This is a genomic window from Croceibacterium mercuriale (assembly GCF_000802385.1).
GTDB classification, from domain to species: Bacteria; Pseudomonadota; Alphaproteobacteria; order Sphingomonadales; family Sphingomonadaceae; genus Croceibacterium; species Croceibacterium mercuriale.
In genome coordinates this window covers 1,793,768-1,808,868 of sequence record NZ_JTDN01000001.1, presented here as the reverse complement: position 1 = coordinate 1,808,868, position 15,101 = coordinate 1,793,768, and the positions used below count along the sequence as shown (strand labels likewise).

The following is a 15,101-nucleotide window of genomic DNA, read 5'->3' as shown; positions in this document are numbered from 1 at the left end:
CTCCGTTGGCCGGGCATCGCAAGAGGTGCGTGCGCAGTTCACAGGCTGTTCAGCAAAACCGGGCAAGCGGCAGGCATGGTCAGGGGCAGGATAGCGGCAGGTGCCGCAGCTTGGGTGGGCGCAGCATCGCTGCATGGCACGGCGCTGGCTGGAGTAGCCTTGCCGGATTTCCGCCTGCCGCCCTCGACACCGACCGCCACCCCGCAGCGGGACCGGGTCGGTCCGGTCGCCCCCGATGTGCCGCAGAGCCGCGCGACGCCGACACCAACCCCGGCACCGAGCAGCCAGCCCGCCGTCCAGCCGCCACCGCTGGTGGTGCCGCCAGCCGCTACGCCGGCGCCGACGCAAGGCTCTCGTCCCGCGCCAGTGCCTGCTCCGACGCGCTCGGCACCTCAGCCTGCACCCACGGCAGAGCCGTCATCCGCCGCCGTGCCCACGGCCGAAACTGACACAGCCCCGCCCGCAACGCCTGTGCCCGACAGCACGATTGCACCGCAGCCAGGACCCGCAGCGGCGACGCCGCCACCTGCGACGCCGGAGGACGAGGGCGGTGTGACCTGGCTCGGCTGGGCGGCGGTTGCCGGCCTGCTGGCAGGCGGCGCGGTGTTGCTGGTCCTGCGCCGCCGGCGCACGGCCGAGCCGGAGCAGGCCGCACCTGTGCCGCCCACCCCGTTGCCCGTGCCTGTGCGCACACCCGTTCCACCGCCAGCGCCACGGATTGTGCCCACCTCTGCGGCCCACCCCGCCGCAGGGCTCGCCGAGGTAGAGCTGCATATCGTGGCGGAGCGGCTCAGCCTGTCGCTGATGAACGCCACGCTGACCTTCCAGCTGACCCTGCGCCATGCGGGCGCCACGCCGCTGACCGGCGTGACCTTGCATGGCGACCTGATCGCGGCGCACGGTGCTTTGTCGCAGGAGGAACAACTGGGCGGGCCGGCAGCAGATGCCCCGATGATCGCACGACTGCCCGACCTGTCGGAGGAGGCACGCACGATCCGGGGCGAGGTCCGCCTGCCCCTGGCGCAGGTCAATGCCATCCGGCAGGGGCGCAGCAACCTGCTGGTGCCGCTGCTGCGGCTGGCGCTGGAGACGGAGGGGCAGGGCCGCCGCACGCTGACCGCGCTGGTCGGCCCCCCGGGGCAGGGCGGGCAGGTGCAGCCGGTGCTGCTGGATGCCGGACCGCGCGTGATCACCCCGTTGCTGGCGCGGGTGCTGGGCTGAACGGTTTACCGGCATCGCCCGCTTCGCTACGCATTGCAGGCATGAACGAACTTGTTTCCACCGCTTGGCTGGCGCAGCAGGCGGGTGATCCCGCGCTGGTGGTGCTGGACGCCTCCGCCCATCTGCCCGCTGCCGGCCGCGATCCTGCCGCCGAGTTCGCCAGCGCGCATGTTCCCGGCGCGCAATTCCTTGACCTTGCCAGCCTGACGGACCGGGAAAGCCCGGTGCCGGCGGCCTTGCCGACGGGCGACCAGTTCGCGGCCCGGGTGGCCGGGCTGGGCATCGGCGCGGGCACGCGGGTGGTGCTGTATGATGACAGCGACATCCGCACCGCCGCGCGGGCCTGGTTCATCTTCCGCCAGCACGGCTTTGACGAGGTGGCGATCCTGGATGGCGGCTTGGCCAAGTGGCGCGCCGAAGGGCGTCCGCTGGAAAGCGGCACCCATGCGGCAGAGCCCGCCGGGGACTGGCGACCGCAGCCCGGGGCCATGGCGGTGCGCGGCAAGGCGGACCTGCTGGCCAATCTGGAGAGTGGTGCCGAGCAGGTGCTGGACGCCCGCAGCCGCGCCCGCTTCATGGCGGAGGAGCCGGAGGCGAACCCGCAGCTTGCCGGCGGGCACATCCCCGGCTCGCTGAACCTGCCCTACAAGGCCATGTTCGCGCCTGACGGCACCTTCCTGCCGCCGGCCGATCTGCGGACGGCGTTCGATGCGGCGGGCATCGACTGGGCGCGCCCGGTGGTCACCACCTGCGGCAGCGGGGTGACGGCGGCGGTGCTGCTGTTCGCCATGCGGCTGGCAGGCAAGACCGACACCGCGCTGTATGATGGCAGCTGGAGCGAGTGGGGCGCGGATCCGGGCACACCCAAGGCCGTCGGATGAGCGACACGCCCGACGATTGCGGCCCCGGGACCCGGCTGGTCAGTGCCGGCCGCCGTCCGGAATGGACCGGGCCGGTGGTCAACGTGCCGGTCTGGCGCGCCTCCACGCATCTGTATGCCGACAGTGCGGACCTTGCTGCCGGACGGCCGAATGCGGACGGGCACTTCTATTACGGCCGGCGCGGCACGCCCACGCAGTGGGCGCTGTGCGACGCGCTGACCGGGCTGGAGCCGGGCGCGACCGGCACGCTGCTCTATCCCAGCGGCCTGGCCGCGATCAGTGGCGCGCTGCTCGGCCTGCTGGATGCGGGCGACGTGCTGCTGATGAGCGACAACGCCTATGAGCCGAGCCGTGCCCTGGCGGAAAAGCTGCTGGCGCCGCTGGGGATCGAGACGCGCTGGTTCGATCCGCTCGACCTTGAGGCTTACCGCGCCGCCTTCTGCCCGCGCACCCGCGTTGTGCTGCTGGAAAGTCCCGGCAGCCTGACGATGGAGGTGTGCGACGTGCCGGCGCTGGCTGCCATCGCTCTGCAGCATGGTGCGATCAGCGTGCTGGACAATACCTGGGCCGGGCCGACCGGCTTCGCTGCACTGGCCCATGGTGTGGATGTCAGCGTGCTGGCACTGACCAAGCATGTCGGCGGCCATTCGGACCTGATGCTGGGCGCGGTCACCGCCAGCGGCGAGGTCCATGGCCGGCTGCGGGAGCGCGCGCAATTGCTGGGCCAGGTGGTCAGCCCGGACGATGCGGCGCTGGCGCTGCGCGGCCTGCGCACGCTGGGCCTGCGGCTGGAACGGCAGACAGCCAGCGCGCTGGCGGTGGCGCAGTGGCTGCAGGGACAGGCGCAGGTGGCGCATGTGCTGTGCCCCATGTTGCCGGGGGCGCCGGGCCACGAGCTGTGGCTTCGCGATTTCACCGGCGGCTGCGGCCTGTTCTCCTTCGTGCTGCGCGGCCGCAGCGTGGGCGACCGGGCCCGGCTGATCGATGCCCTGCGCCTGTTCGGCATCGGCTTTTCCTGGGGCGGGTTCGAAAGCCTGGCGATCCCGGTCGATCCGCAGCGGATCCGCACCAGCAGCATCTGGCCCAAGGCCGGGTGGGCGGCGGAGGACCGGCTGGGCGTGCGCCTCGCCATCGGGCTGGAGGATCCCGCCGACCTGATCGCCGACCTGCAGCAGGCGCTTGACGCGATGGACCGGGCGTGAGCACGCGGCTTGGCAAGCTGCTGCTGCCGGGGACGCAGGAGACGCCGGCCCCGCAGGAAACGCCGCCGGTGGTGGACGTGCCGGTCACGCAGGGCAGCCCGGTCGCGGTACCGGTGGCTCAGCCCGCCCCGGTCGAGCCGCCGCCGGAGCTGGTCGGGGCCGAGGCGCTGAGCGAAGCGATCAACGACCGCAACGCCACGGTCGGTGACATCGTCACCCAGCTGGATGCGATCGGCGTCACGCTTGGCAGTACCCGGTTCTCGCTGTGGACCGCACTGGTGGTGGTGCTGGTGATCGTGGGCGTGTTCATCGCCGCGCGCTTGTCCAACAAGTTCGGCCACCGCCTGCTGCGCAAGGTCAGTCGCTTCAGCCCGTCGCAGGAGTTGCTGGGCGAGAAGCTGGTTACGATCGGCGTCTGGACCTTCGCCATCCTGATCGGCGTCGACCTGCTGGGTATCGACCTCACGGCGCTGGCGGTGTTTTCCGGCGCCTTCGGCCTGGCTATCGGGTTCGGCCTGCAGAAGACCTTCGGCAACCTGATCGCCGGGATCATCCTGCTGATGGACCGGTCGATCAAGCCGGGCGACGTGATCGCGGTGACCGACATGGCCGGCAACGAGACCTTCGGCCAGATCCGCAAAATCGGGGTGCGTGCCGTGTCGATCATCACGCGGGACGAGAAGGAATACCTGATCCCGAACGAGAACCTGATGGTCAATCAGGTGGAGAACTGGTCCTATTCCAGCCGGCGTGTGCGCGTGCAGATCCCGGTCGGCATCTCCTACAACAGCGACATCATCATGGCCGAAACATTGATGATGCAGGCGGCGCGGGGCGCGTCCCGCGTGCTGACCGATCCGGCGCCCACCGTGTGGCTGTCGGATTATGGCGAGAGCTGGCTGCTGTTCACCATCCATTGCTGGATCGTCGATCCGGAGGAGGGTGTGGGCAATGTGAAGTCGGACGTGCTGAAGCGCCTGTGGTTGCTGTTCAAGGAAAACGGCATCGAGGTGCCTTACCCCCAGCGCGACCTGAACCTGCGCGACAATGCCCAGTTCGACCGGCTGATCGCGGCGCTGGAACAGCGCACGGCGTCCAGCCCGGCCGACAACACGCAAGCGCCTCTGCGTTAGTCCTTCCGGGAGGGTGCCGAGTTCTCCGTGCCGGCGATGCCCTGAGCCCATCGCGGATCGTCAGCCCCGATGCATTCGCCCGACACGCTGCCAGTGCTTATGATCAATCCTTCGCGCGCAGTGGCTGATTGTTCCAGGAAGCGCATGCCCCGCGCTGCGCATTGGGCGACAGCGTCGCTTCGCGCCTCATTCTGCGCCATCGTAGCGCAACCGGTCAGCGCGACCGCCCCGGCCAGGATCCCCACTGCAATTGTAAGATTCCGCAAGACTGCCCCCGTCTGTGTCGCCTCAAGCGCATCTGCCCTGTCATGATGCGCCGGCATTGTTCAAGATGCCGTTGGAAAGCACGTCTTCGCTGGCGTCAATCCATTCTCGCTGGCAGCTTCGCGATGCAGGCGCCATCTGGCCACGATGACGACAGGTACAGTCTTTCTGGTGGGCGCGGGGCCGGGCGATCCGGACCTGCTGACGCTGCGCGCCGCGCGGCTGATCGGGCGGGCGGCCATCATCGTGCATGACGGGCTGGTGGAGCCGGCGGTACTTGCACTGGCGCGGGCCGACGCGCTGCTGATCGACGTCGCCAAGCGACGCGCGCACCACACCTTGCCGCAGGACGAGATCAACACGCTGCTGGTGCGCCATGCCCGCGGCGGGCACGATGTCGTGCGGCTGAAGGGCGGCGATCCGTTCATCTTCGGCCGCGGGGGCGAGGAGGCCGAGGCCTGCCGCGCCGCCGGCATCGCCGTGGAGGTGGTGCCGGGCGTATCCAGCGCGCTGGGCGCCGCCGCCGCCGCGCAGATCCCGCTGACTCATCGCGACCATGCCAGCATCGTCAGCTTCGTCGCCGGCCAGTGCAAGGGGCTGGCGGAGCAGGACTGGGCCGGCCTCGCCGGCACCGGCCGCACGCTGGTGATCTTCATGGGGGTGAAGACTGCCCCGCAGATTGCGGAAAAGCTGATGGCCGACGGATTGGCACCCGACACGGCGGTGGCGGTGATCGAGAACGGCGCACGGCCCGAGATGCGCGTACTGCGCGGCTGCCTGGCCGGCCTGCCCGACCTGGTGGCGCGGGAAGGGGTGGTCAGCCCCGCATTGATCGTTATCGGCGCCGTGACCGGCGGCAGCGATGCCGCCCTCCTCCCCGTCGCGCTTGGAGCAGCAGCAGCATGAAGATCCTGACCGGCAATGACCTGAAGAGCGGCGCGGTCGTATGGTGGGACGGCCGCAACTGGTCCCTGCATGTCGAAGATGCCTGCGACGTGGGCGAGGATGCCGCCATGATCGCCGCGCGCGAGGATGCGGAGCGGCGCGTGGTGGTGCCCTATGCGATCGAGGCCACGGTCGATGCCGACGGCCGGATCCGGCCCGCGCATATCAAGGACCGTATCCGCGCGCTGGGCCCCACGGTCCGCACCGACCTGACTTTGCGACCGGCCGATCCCGAAGCCGGCACCTGGGTGATCTGATGTACCAGTATGACCGATACGACCAGCAGATGGTCGATGCCCGTGTCGCGGACTTCCGCGACCAGGTGCGCCGGCGGCTCGACGGCAAGCTGACGGAGGACCAGTTCAAGCCCCTGCGGCTGATGAACGGCCTGTACCTGCAACTGCACGCCTACATGCTGCGGGTGGCGGTGCCTTATGGCACGCTCAGCGCTGCGCAGATGCACATGCTGGGCACGATCGCGGACAAATATGATCGCGGCTACGGCCACTTCACCACCCGCCAGAACATCCAGTACAACTGGATCAGGCTGGAGGACGCGCCCGACATTCTGTCCGAGTTGTCGACGGTGGAGATGCACGCCATCCAGACCAGCGGCAACTGCATCCGCAACATCAGCGCCGACCATTTCGCCGGCGCAGCGGCCGACGAGGTCGCCGACCCGCGCCCCTATGCGGAGCTGATGCGGCAATGGTCCAGCTTCCACCCGGAATTCAGCTACCTGCCGCGCAAGTTCAAGATCGCGGTGATCGCCAGCGAGACGGACCGCGCGGCCATGCGGCTGCACGATATCGGCATCCGCATCCACAAGAACGATGCGGGCGAACTGGGCGCGGCGTTCTATGTCGGCGGGGGCATGGGCCGCACGCCGATGATCAGCCATCTGGTGCGCGAATGGGTGCCGCTGGACCGGCTGATCACCTATGCCGAGGCGTGCCTGCGGGTCTACAATCGCTACGGCCGGCGCGACAACAAGTACAAGGCACGCATCAAGATCCTGCTGCACGAGATCGGTGCGGAGGATTACGCCGCGCAGGTCGATGCCGAATACCAGCACCTGCTGGACCAGGGCGTGGAACCGCCCTTTGCGGAGCTGGAGCGGATCCGCACCTTCTTCGCCGATCCCTCCTTCGTGCAGGGATTGAGCGACGGGGTCGACCAGTCCGATCAGGCATTCGCCGCCTGGGTGCAGCAGAACACGCATCTGCACCGTATGCACGGCTACACGTCCGCCACGATCAGCCTGAAGCCGGTCGGCGGCATTCCGGGTGACGCCACCGCGGCGCAGATCCACCTGATGGCCGATCTGGCGAAGGAGTTCTCCTTCGACGAGTGCCGCGTGACCCATGCGCAGAACATCGTCCTGCCGCATGTGGAGCAGCGTCGCCTGTACGAACTATGGCAACGGCTGGACGCGGCCGGGCTGGCCACCGCCAACCTCGACAACATCGGCGACATCATCGCCTGCCCGGGCCTGGATTATTGCAGCCTTGCCAATGCACGGGCCATCCCGCTGGCGCAGAAGATCAGCCAGCGGTTCGCCGACAACGGGAAGGAAGCGGTAATCGGCGAGCTGAAGCTGAAGATCAGCGGCTGCATCAATGCCTGCGGCCACCACCATGCCGGCCACATCGGCATCCTTGGCGTGGATCGTAAGGGGCGCGAGAACTACCAGCTGCTGCTGGGCGGCAGCGAAGGGGCCGACACTTCATTGGGCAAGATCACCGGCCCCGGCTTCGACGAGGACGGGGTGGTGGATGCCATCGAGAAGACGACCGAGCTCTATCTGGCCCAGCGGCAGGAAGGCGAGCGGTTCCTCGATACCTATCGCCGCATCGGCATGGAGCCGTTCAAGGAGGTGCTTTATGGCTGAGCCGATCAGCGGAACCGACAGCGAGGCGCGCGAGCTGGACGATGTGCAGTTCCGTTTCCGCAACGACGAGATGGTCGATCACCCGGCGGTGACGGTCGATGCCTTCGTGGGCCAGACCAATGCCAGCGCCGTGCGGATCGAGCCGGGCGACGACGCCCGCGACCTGCTGCTGCATCTGGACCGCATTGCGCTGGTGGAGGTGAACTTTCCCTCCTTCGGCGACGGGCGCGGCTATTCGGCGGCGCGTATCCTGCGGGAAGCCGGCTATGCCGGCGAACTGCGCGCGGTGGGCGATGTGCTGATCGACCAGCTGAGCCACATGCGTCGTTGCGGGTTCGACAGCTTCGCGCCGGCTGTCCGGCTGGATGCGACGGACGCGGAACGCGCCTTTGCCACCTGGCCTGATGTCTATCAGGCGGCGGTGGACGGTCGCGCCCCGATCTGGACCTTGCGTCATGGTGGGCGAGACGGTGGCGGCAATGGCTAGCCGCGCGCGCGACATCATCGATACCGGCGCCAGCTTCGTACAGGCGGATGCGGATGCACTGAACGCCCGGTTTGCCGGGGTGGATGTGCAGACCATGCTGGCGCAGCTGTTCGCGCAAGGCAGCCTGGGCCGGGTGGCGGTGGTCTCCTCCTTCGGCACCGAAAGCGCCGTGCTGCTGGACCTGGTGGCGAAAGCCGACCGCACCGTGCCGGTGATCTTCGTCGATACGGAGAAGATGTTCGCCGAGACGCTGGACTATCGCGACACGCTGATCGCCCGGTTCGGCTTCACCGACTCGCAGGTCGTCCGCCCTGATACTGCGGCCTTGCAGGCGAAGGACGAGGCTGGCCTGCGCTGGGGCTGGGATCCCGATGGCTGCTGCGCCATCCGCAAGGTGGAGCCGCTGGCCCGCGCCAAGCACGGGCTGGATGCGTGGATCTCCGGCCGCAAGGCGTTCCAGTCGTCCACCCGCCAGAACCTGCCCCGGTTCGAGATCGAGGACGGGCGGCTGAAGATCAATCCGCTGGGTGACTGGACCAAGGCCGATCTCGACGCCTGGTTCGCCGCCAATGACCTGCCCCGCCATCCGCTGGAAGGGCAGGGCTACCTTTCGGTCGGTTGCGCGCCGTGCACCAGCCCGGTGGCCGCAGGCGAAGATCCGCGTGCCGGACGGTGGCGCGGCTGGAACAAGACCGAGTGCGGGATCCATTCCTCCAGCAACCCCGCTGCCAGCGGGCTGGAGGATCTGGCGGACAAGGACGACGACTTGCCGCCGGGGTATGAACCGGCGTTCTAGCTTTCCGTCCGGCGGGTGGAGCGGCCGGTGCAGCCTGATGGCGCACCGGCTCTTGCCCGCCTGTTCTACGACGCAGTCCATCAGCTTGCGGGCCTGTATCATACGGCCGGACAGGTGCAGGCGTGGGCTCCCCAGGTGCCGGAGCCGGACCGGATCTCCGCTTGGGCTGCTCAGGATCGGCTGTTCCTGGTTGCAGTGAACGATGATGACGAGCCGGTGGCGTTCGCCGATCTCGAGCTCGACGGTCATATCGATTACTTCTTCTGCCGCCCGGATTGCGCGGGAACTGGGGTCGCAAGGCTGCTCTTCCATGAACTGGAGCGATGCGCGCGACGGTAAAGGACGAGGCGCCTGTACGTGGAGGCCGGCGAACCGGCGCGACGGTTCTTCCTGCGAGTGGGCTTTCGTGAGGATCACCGGCGCGACTTCCTGATCGGCAATGTCCCGATCCACAACTTTCGAATGAAAAGCGTCTGTGACCAGCTTCGCTGACCGCTGCCTTCGTTGGGCTGACACGAAACGCAGCGATGTGTTGCGTGCCGCGCAACACTCCATGCGGTTTATGCGTTATGCCGAATCGGCCCTCCTCCTCATAAGGAACAGGCCTTTCAGGCATCCTCTCCCAAACTTTTCAGGCCCGCTCGGCAACGAGCGGGCCATTTTTTTGACTTGAAGGCAGGATGGCCAGGCGGGTTGCCCATGCGGCCCGTTTGCGATAACGGGCGCCGCAGATTTTGTTGCCGGTCTGCGTGCAGGTCGGCCTTTTTGTCATTTGCCCCTTCCGTTCAGGTGAAGGCATCAGCCAAAAGAGGTTACGTTACTTCTATGCAGATCATGGTTCGCGACAACAATGTGGAGCAGGCCCTGCGCGCGCTCAAGAAGAAGCTGCAGCGAGAGGGTGTGTATCGCGAGATGAAGCTGCGCCGCCATTTCGAGAAGCCGAGCGAGAAGCGTGCGCGCGAGCGGGCCGCTGCCGTGAGCCGCGCCCGCAAGATGGATCGCAAGCGTGCGGAGCGCGACGCCGCCAAGTAAGTCGCCCGCCCGCGTGGGCGGCCGGCGCACGGCATCACCTCGCGCTTGCAGGTCGCCATTGCTTCAGCCAAGGGGGCGCGAAAGGGATCATCCTTTTGCGCCCCTTCGCTTTTCAGGATCGCTCGTCTCATGACCGAAATCACCCGCGTGCAACTGCAGCCCGTCGCCAAGGGGACGCTTCCCAAGCTGTGGATCGGCATCGTGCTGGTGCTATTGCTGGCGGCCGGCGCCGCCTGGGCCGCGGTGCCCAAGGTGCTGACCCTGGCCGAAGGCGTAACGCTGGAGACGCTGACGGAAGGCACCGGTCCCAATCCGGGTGCCACCGACTATGCTCTGGTCAACTATCGCGGCCTGCTGGATGACGGCACCGTGTTCGATCAGAACGACCAGGCGCCGATGCCGGTCGACCAGGTCGTGCCGGGCTTCTCCACCGCCTTGCAGAACATGCAGGCGGGTGGTCGCTACCGCGTGAAGATCCCTGCCGCGCAGGGGTACGGCGCGCAGGGTGGCGGGCCGATCCCGCCCAACGCCGACCTGACGTTCGAGGTCGAGCTGATCGAGTTCCGTACGCGGGAGGAGATCATGCAGATGCAGCAGCAGATGATGCAGCAGCAGATGATGCAGCAGATGATGCAGGGTGGAGCTGCGCCTGGTGGTGCACCCGGTGGCGCTCCGGTCGGTCCGGGCGCGCCAGCCGCTCCGCCGGTCGGCCAGTAAGCAGCTTCGCGAAGGAACAGCATGTCCGTCGACAAGGCCACCGTGGCCAAGATCGCCTCTCTGGCGCGCCTCCGCATGGATGATGCCGCGCTGGACCGCATGGTGCCGGAACTGAACCAGATCCTGGGCTTCGTGGAGCAGCTGGGCCAGGTGGATGTGACCGGTGTGGAGCCGATGACCGCCGTCATCGCGCAGAGCTTGCGCCTGCGCGACGACGTGGTGGATGCCGATCCGCTGACTGGCGGCGGCGTGCGCGATGCGGTGCTGGCCAATGCCCCGGCTGCGGAGCACGGCTTCTTCGGCGTGCCCAAAGTCATCGAATAGGTTGATCGAGTGATGAGCGAACTGACCCAGCTAGGCGTGCAGGCGATCCGCGACGGCGTTGCCGGCGGCACCTTCACCGCGCGCGAAGTGGCGGAAGCATGCAATGCGGCAGTGGCCGATGCGGCCACGCTGAACGCCTTCATCGTCACCACGCCCGACCATGCGCTGGCCGCCGCCGACCAGGTGGACGCGGACCGCGCCGCCGGGCGTCCGCTGGGCCTGATGGCCGGCGTGCCGATCGGCATGAAGGATCTGTTCGCCACGAGGGGCGTGCAGACCACGGCGGCCAGCCACATCCTGGAAGGCTTCACGCCGCAATATGAAAGCACCGTCAGCCAGCGCCTGTGGGATGCCGGCGCAGGCATGCTGGGCAAGCTGAATCTCGACCAGTTCGCCATGGGCTCCTCCAACGAGACCAGCCATTTCGGCGACGTCGTCAGCCCGTGGCGCCGCAGCGGCAGCACGGCCGGGCTGACCCCCGGCGGCTCCTCCGGCGGCAGCAGCGCGGCCGTGGCCGCCCGGCTGGCTCCCGCGGCGACCGGCACCGACACCGGCGGCTCGATCCGCCAGCCCGCGGCACTGACCGGCATCTGCGGCATCAAGCCGACCTATGGCCGCTGCAGCCGCTGGGGCATCGTCGCCTTCGCTTCCTCCCTCGACCAGGCCGGTCCGATGGCGCGCAACGTGACCGATTGCGCGCTGATGCTGCAGGCGATGGGCGGCTTCGATCCCAAGGATTCCACCAGCCTCGACCTGCCCGTGCCGGACTGGAGCGGCGCGCTCGACGCGAACCTGGCCGGCAAGCGTGTCGGCATCCCGCGGGAATACCGGATGGACGGCACCGATGCCGCCATCCTGAAGGCATGGGACGACGGTATCGGCTGGCTGAAGGATGCCGGCGCCGAAGTGGTCGACATCAGCCTGCCGCATACCGAATATGCGCTGCCGGCCTATTACATCATCGCCCCGGCGGAGGCGTCCAGCAATCTCGCCCGCTATGACGGCGTGCGCTACGGCCTGCGCGACCTGCCACAAGGCGCCAACCTGCAGGACATGTACGCCGCCACCCGCGCCGCCGGCTTCGGCGACGAGGTGAAGCGCCGCATCCTGATCGGCACCTATGTGCTCTCCGCCGGCTATTACGACGCCTATTACACGCAGGCGATGAAGGTCCGTGCACTGGTTGCGCGCGACTTTGCCGAGGCGTGGGACAAGTGCGACGTGATCCTGGCGCCGACCGCGCCCACCGCCGCCTTTGCACTGGGCGAGAAGCTGTCCGATCCGCTGGCGATGTATCTGGGTGACGTGTTCTCGGTACCGGCCAGCCTTGCCGGACTGCCGGCGATGAGCGTGCCCGCCGGGCTGGACGGGGCCGGCCTGCCGCTGGGCCTGCAGCTGATCGGTCGCCCGCTGGACGAGCAGGGCGTGCTCAATGCCGCGCTCGCGATCGAGCAGCGGGCCGGCTTCACGGCACAGCCGGACCGCTGGTGGTAGCCAGCCGGGAGGCGCTGGCCCGCCTGCCGGATGGCGGACGGTTCATCGCCCTCGATTCGCTGCGCGGCGTGGCGGCTCTGGCCGTGATGCTGTTCCACATGGGCCCGTTCGGCTGGCTGGGCGCCTTGCCCTTCCTGCGCAATGGCTGGCTGATGGTGGACTTTTTCTTCGTCCTGTCCGGCTTCGTCATCGCTGCCAGCTATGGCGGGCGGCTGGCACAGGGGTTCTCGCGCCGGCACTTCCTGGCATTGCGGCTGGGGCGGGTGGTGCCGCTGCATCTGGCCACGGTGCTGGCGGCCAGCGCCTTCGAATGGTTCTATGTCAGCGGCGTGCTGGGCGAGCAGGCCAGACCGTGGCTGTTCTGGCGTGGCGTGCTGCTGCTGGATGGTTTCGCAACCGGCGCCAGCAACCCCTATGCGCCGGTCAGCTGGTCGATCTCGGTCGAGATCGTGCTCTACGCCATTGCCGCCGTCCTGTTCGGCACAGGCCGGCGCGGGGTGGCGGCGGCGCTGCTGCTGGCAGGCGGGTGCATTGCGGCGCTGACGCTGGAATGGAACCATCCGGGGTTGGGCCGGCTGCTCCAGCGCGGTGTGCTGGGGTTCGCGCTCGGCGTGGGATGCCACTGGCTGCACCGCTCCTGGCATCCCCGCCTCGGCATCGGTCTGCTGACCCTGCTGGAGGTTGCGTGCCTCGCCACGCTGGTGTGGCTGCTGGCGGCCATGCCGCTGGGCAATCGCACGCTGCTGCTGACGTCGCCGGTCTTCGCCCTGACGGTGCTGGTGTTCGCGCGTGACAAAGGCGGGATCAGCCGGCTGCTGCAGGTACGGCCGCTGATCCTGCTGGGGACGCTGTCCTATTCCATCTACATGCTGCACATGCTGCTGATCCGCCCGCTGGCGAAGGCCGGGCCGGAGCTGCTGCGGATGCTGGGCCGGCCGGACCTGGTGGCCACGCAGCCGCGTCCCTCGGGCCTCGCCATCCTGGCGCTGGGCGACGGTACGGCGATGGCGGTGTCGCTGGTCCTGATCGGGCTGACGATCGCGCTGTCCGCCCTGTCCTTCCGCTGGCTGGAGGAGCCCGCCCGCCGCTGGTCGCGCGACCATGCGCGTCGCTGGGGCCCCGCCGCCGCGGAACGCGAGGCATTGACCATCTGAGGCCGCTTTCCAACGGCGCCCGCGCCGGTTATCGGATGCGGCATGACTGACTCCTCTTATCGCATCCACGGCGCCACAGGTGACTGGGAGGTCGTGATCGGCCTCGAGGTCCATGCCCAGGTCACGTCCAACGCCAAGCTGTTCTCCGGCGCGGCCACCGCCTTCGGGGCCGAACCCAATGCGCAGGTCAGCCTGGTGGATGCGGCAATGCCCGGCATGCTGCCCGTGCTCAATCGCGAGTGCATCCGCCAGGCGGTGCGCACCGGCATGGCGATCGAGGCGCAGATCAACCGCTGGAGCCGGTTCGACCGCAAGAACTACTTCTACGCCGACCTGCCGCAGGGCTACCAGATCAGCCAGCTGTACCACCCGCTGGTGGGCGAGGGATCGCTGACCATCGAGGCGGACGAGAAGGCCGGCATTCCGGCCGACAAGGTGATCGGGATCGAGCGCATCCATGTGGAACAGGATGCCGGCAAGCTGATGCATGACCAGCATCCGACCATGTCCTATGTCGACCTGAACCGCAGCGGCGTGGCGCTGATGGAGATCGTCAGCCGCCCGGACATGGCGTCTCCGGCCGAGGCCGGTGCCTACCTGCGTAAGCTGCGCGCCATCCTGCGCTATGTCGGCAGCTGCGACGGCAACATGGAGGAAGGATCCATGCGGGCAGACGTCAACGTGTCCGTGCGCAAGGCGGGCGAGCCGCTGGGCACCCGGACGGAGACCAAGAACGTCAATTCGGTCCGCTTCGTCATGGCCGCAATCGAGCATGAGGCTCGCCGGCAGGTCGACCTGCTGGAGGATGGCGGGGCCATCATGCAGGAAACCCGCCTGTTCGATCCGGGCACCGGCACGACCCGCTCGATGCGGTCCAAGGAGGATGCGCACGATTACCGCTATTTCCCCGATCCCGACCTGCTGCCGCTGGAACTGGATCAGGTGTTCCTGGACGAGTGCCGCGAGAGCCTGCCCGAACTGCCCGATGCCAAGCGGCGCCGCTATGTCGAGGAACTGGGCCTCAGCGACTACAACGCGCATGCCCTGACCGCCGAGGTCGAGACCGCCCGCTGGTTCGAGGCGCTGCTGCTGACCAGTGCCGCGGCGCAGAACAAGGTGCTGGCCAATGTCGCGAAGCAGGCGGCCAACTGGCTGCTGTCCGAACTGATGGGCGCCCTGAACAAGGCCGGTCGCACGCTGGACGACGGCGCGGTGACGCCGGAAAGCGGCGCCGAGCTGCTGGCACTGATGGGTGCGGGCACCATCTCCGGCTCCATCGCCAAGCAGGTACTGGATAGCATGATCGCCACCGGTGACGCGCCGGGCGTGATCGTGGAGCGTGAGGGGCTGAAGCAGGAGTCCGACAGCGGCGCGATCGAGGCGGCGGCCGATCAGGTGCTGGCGGCCAACGGCGACAAGGTGGCGCAGTATCGCGGCGGCAAGGCGGCACTGTTCGGTTTCTTCGTCGGACAGACGATGAAGGCGATGGCTGGCAAGGCGAACCCGCAGGTCGTGAACCAGGTGTTGCAGGCGAAGCTGGGGCCCGCCGGGGAGGCGTAG

General features: G+C 68.2%; 16 protein-coding genes. All 16 read left to right on the top strand.

Going from position 1 to position 15,101, the window contains the following annotated elements; translation table 11 throughout:
- Window positions 1-114 precede the first annotated feature (114 nt).
- The gene (locus PK98_RS08480) at window positions 115-1,221 is read left to right on the top strand and encodes a hypothetical protein (RefSeq protein WP_152608565.1); all 1,107 of its coding nucleotides are present in this window, start codon (window positions 115-117) and stop codon (window positions 1,219-1,221) included.
- A 41-nt stretch (window positions 1,222-1,262) separates the two neighbouring features.
- Window positions 1,263-2,102 carry a sulfurtransferase gene (locus PK98_RS08475; RefSeq protein ID WP_039095742.1) on the top strand — a complete coding sequence of 280 codons (840 nt, stop codon included), beginning with the start codon at window positions 1,263-1,265 and terminating at the stop codon, window positions 2,100-2,102.
- On the top strand, window positions 2,099-3,304 hold the full coding sequence (gene metC / locus PK98_RS08470) for a cystathionine beta-lyase (protein ID WP_039095740.1): 1,206 nt from the start codon (window positions 2,099-2,101) through the stop codon (window positions 3,302-3,304). The genes PK98_RS08475 and metC overlap by 4 nt, the downstream gene beginning before the upstream one ends.
- Entirely contained in the window at window positions 3,301-4,437 is a 1,137-nt protein-coding gene (locus tag PK98_RS08465) for a mechanosensitive ion channel family protein (protein ID WP_407637608.1), read from the top strand. Before metC ends, PK98_RS08465 begins: the two co-directional genes overlap by 4 nt.
- Window positions 4,438-4,848: 411 nt before the next feature.
- Window positions 4,849-5,607, top strand: a complete 759-nt coding sequence (cobA, locus tag PK98_RS08455; RefSeq protein ID WP_039095736.1) for a uroporphyrinogen-III C-methyltransferase — start codon at window positions 4,849-4,851, stop codon at window positions 5,605-5,607.
- On the top strand, window positions 5,604-5,903 hold the full coding sequence (locus tag PK98_RS08450) for a DUF2849 domain-containing protein (protein WP_039095734.1): 300 nt from the start codon (window positions 5,604-5,606) through the stop codon (window positions 5,901-5,903). The genes cobA and PK98_RS08450 overlap by 4 nt, the downstream gene beginning before the upstream one ends.
- Window positions 5,903-7,537, top strand: coding sequence for a nitrite/sulfite reductase (locus tag PK98_RS08445; RefSeq protein WP_039095732.1), 1,635 nt, complete (start codon window positions 5,903-5,905; stop codon window positions 7,535-7,537). Before PK98_RS08450 ends, PK98_RS08445 begins: the two co-directional genes overlap by 1 nt.
- Complete coding sequence (locus PK98_RS08440; protein WP_200884983.1) at window positions 7,530-8,024, top strand: DUF934 domain-containing protein; 495 nt, start codon at window positions 7,530-7,532, stop codon at window positions 8,022-8,024. The genes PK98_RS08445 and PK98_RS08440 overlap by 8 nt, the downstream gene beginning before the upstream one ends.
- Window positions 7,993-8,820: a phosphoadenylyl-sulfate reductase gene (locus tag PK98_RS08435; protein ID WP_407637607.1), complete on the top strand. Its 828-nt coding sequence runs from the start codon at window positions 7,993-7,995 to the stop codon at window positions 8,818-8,820. Before PK98_RS08440 ends, PK98_RS08435 begins: the two co-directional genes overlap by 32 nt.
- Window positions 8,821-8,847: 27 nt before the next feature.
- On the top strand, window positions 8,848-9,159 hold the full coding sequence (locus tag PK98_RS08430) for a GNAT family N-acetyltransferase (RefSeq protein ID WP_161792420.1): 312 nt from the start codon (window positions 8,848-8,850) through the stop codon (window positions 9,157-9,159).
- 486 nt (window positions 9,160-9,645) lie between these two features.
- A complete protein-coding gene (gene rpsU, locus PK98_RS08425; RefSeq protein ID WP_039095730.1) occupies window positions 9,646-9,852 on the top strand; it encodes a 30S ribosomal protein S21 in 207 nt (68 codons plus the stop codon).
- 129 nt (window positions 9,853-9,981) lie between these two features.
- Window positions 9,982-10,569 (top strand): FKBP-type peptidyl-prolyl cis-trans isomerase, encoded by a 588-nt coding sequence (locus tag PK98_RS08420; RefSeq protein WP_039095728.1) that lies wholly within the window; start codon window positions 9,982-9,984, stop codon window positions 10,567-10,569.
- 21 nt (window positions 10,570-10,590) lie between these two features.
- Entirely contained in the window at window positions 10,591-10,893 is a 303-nt protein-coding gene (gatC, locus tag PK98_RS08415; protein WP_039095726.1) for an Asp-tRNA(Asn)/Glu-tRNA(Gln) amidotransferase subunit GatC, read from the top strand.
- Window positions 10,894-10,905: 12 nt separating this feature from the next.
- The gene (gene gatA, locus PK98_RS08410; RefSeq protein ID WP_039095724.1) at window positions 10,906-12,387 is read left to right on the top strand and encodes an Asp-tRNA(Asn)/Glu-tRNA(Gln) amidotransferase subunit GatA; all 1,482 of its coding nucleotides are present in this window, start codon (window positions 10,906-10,908) and stop codon (window positions 12,385-12,387) included.
- A complete protein-coding gene (locus PK98_RS08405; protein ID WP_039095722.1) occupies window positions 12,381-13,541 on the top strand; it encodes an acyltransferase family protein in 1,161 nt (386 codons plus the stop codon). The genes gatA and PK98_RS08405 overlap by 7 nt, the downstream gene beginning before the upstream one ends.
- A gap of 42 nt (window positions 13,542-13,583) precedes the next feature.
- Complete coding sequence (gatB, locus tag PK98_RS08400) at window positions 13,584-15,101, top strand: Asp-tRNA(Asn)/Glu-tRNA(Gln) amidotransferase subunit GatB (protein ID WP_039095720.1); 1,518 nt, start codon at window positions 13,584-13,586, stop codon at window positions 15,099-15,101.

Bases quoted from the DNA above. Each gene is read 5' to 3' on its own strand.
- PK98_RS08475 (WP_039095742.1), top strand. From the start codon at position 1,263: ATGAACGAACTTGTTTCCACCGCTTGGCTGGCGCAGCAGGCGGGTGAT.
- metC (WP_039095740.1), top strand. From the start codon at position 2,099: ATGAGCGACACGCCCGACGATTGCGGCCCCGGGACCCGGCTGGTCAGT.
- cobA (WP_039095736.1), top strand. From the start codon at position 4,849: ATGACGACAGGTACAGTCTTTCTGGTGGGCGCGGGGCCGGGCGATCCG.
- PK98_RS08450 (WP_039095734.1), top strand. From the start codon at position 5,604: ATGAAGATCCTGACCGGCAATGACCTGAAGAGCGGCGCGGTCGTATGG.
- PK98_RS08445 (WP_039095732.1), top strand. From the start codon at position 5,903: ATGTACCAGTATGACCGATACGACCAGCAGATGGTCGATGCCCGTGTC.
- PK98_RS08440 (WP_200884983.1), top strand. From the start codon at position 7,530: ATGGCTGAGCCGATCAGCGGAACCGACAGCGAGGCGCGCGAGCTGGAC.
- PK98_RS08435 (WP_407637607.1), top strand. From the start codon at position 7,993: ATGGTGGGCGAGACGGTGGCGGCAATGGCTAGCCGCGCGCGCGACATC.
- rpsU (WP_039095730.1), top strand. From the start codon at position 9,646: ATGCAGATCATGGTTCGCGACAACAATGTGGAGCAGGCCCTGCGCGCG.
- PK98_RS08420 (WP_039095728.1), top strand. From the start codon at position 9,982: ATGACCGAAATCACCCGCGTGCAACTGCAGCCCGTCGCCAAGGGGACG.
- gatC (WP_039095726.1), top strand. From the start codon at position 10,591: ATGTCCGTCGACAAGGCCACCGTGGCCAAGATCGCCTCTCTGGCGCGC.
- gatA (WP_039095724.1), top strand. From the start codon at position 10,906: ATGAGCGAACTGACCCAGCTAGGCGTGCAGGCGATCCGCGACGGCGTT.
- gatB (WP_039095720.1), top strand. From the start codon at position 13,584: ATGACTGACTCCTCTTATCGCATCCACGGCGCCACAGGTGACTGGGAG.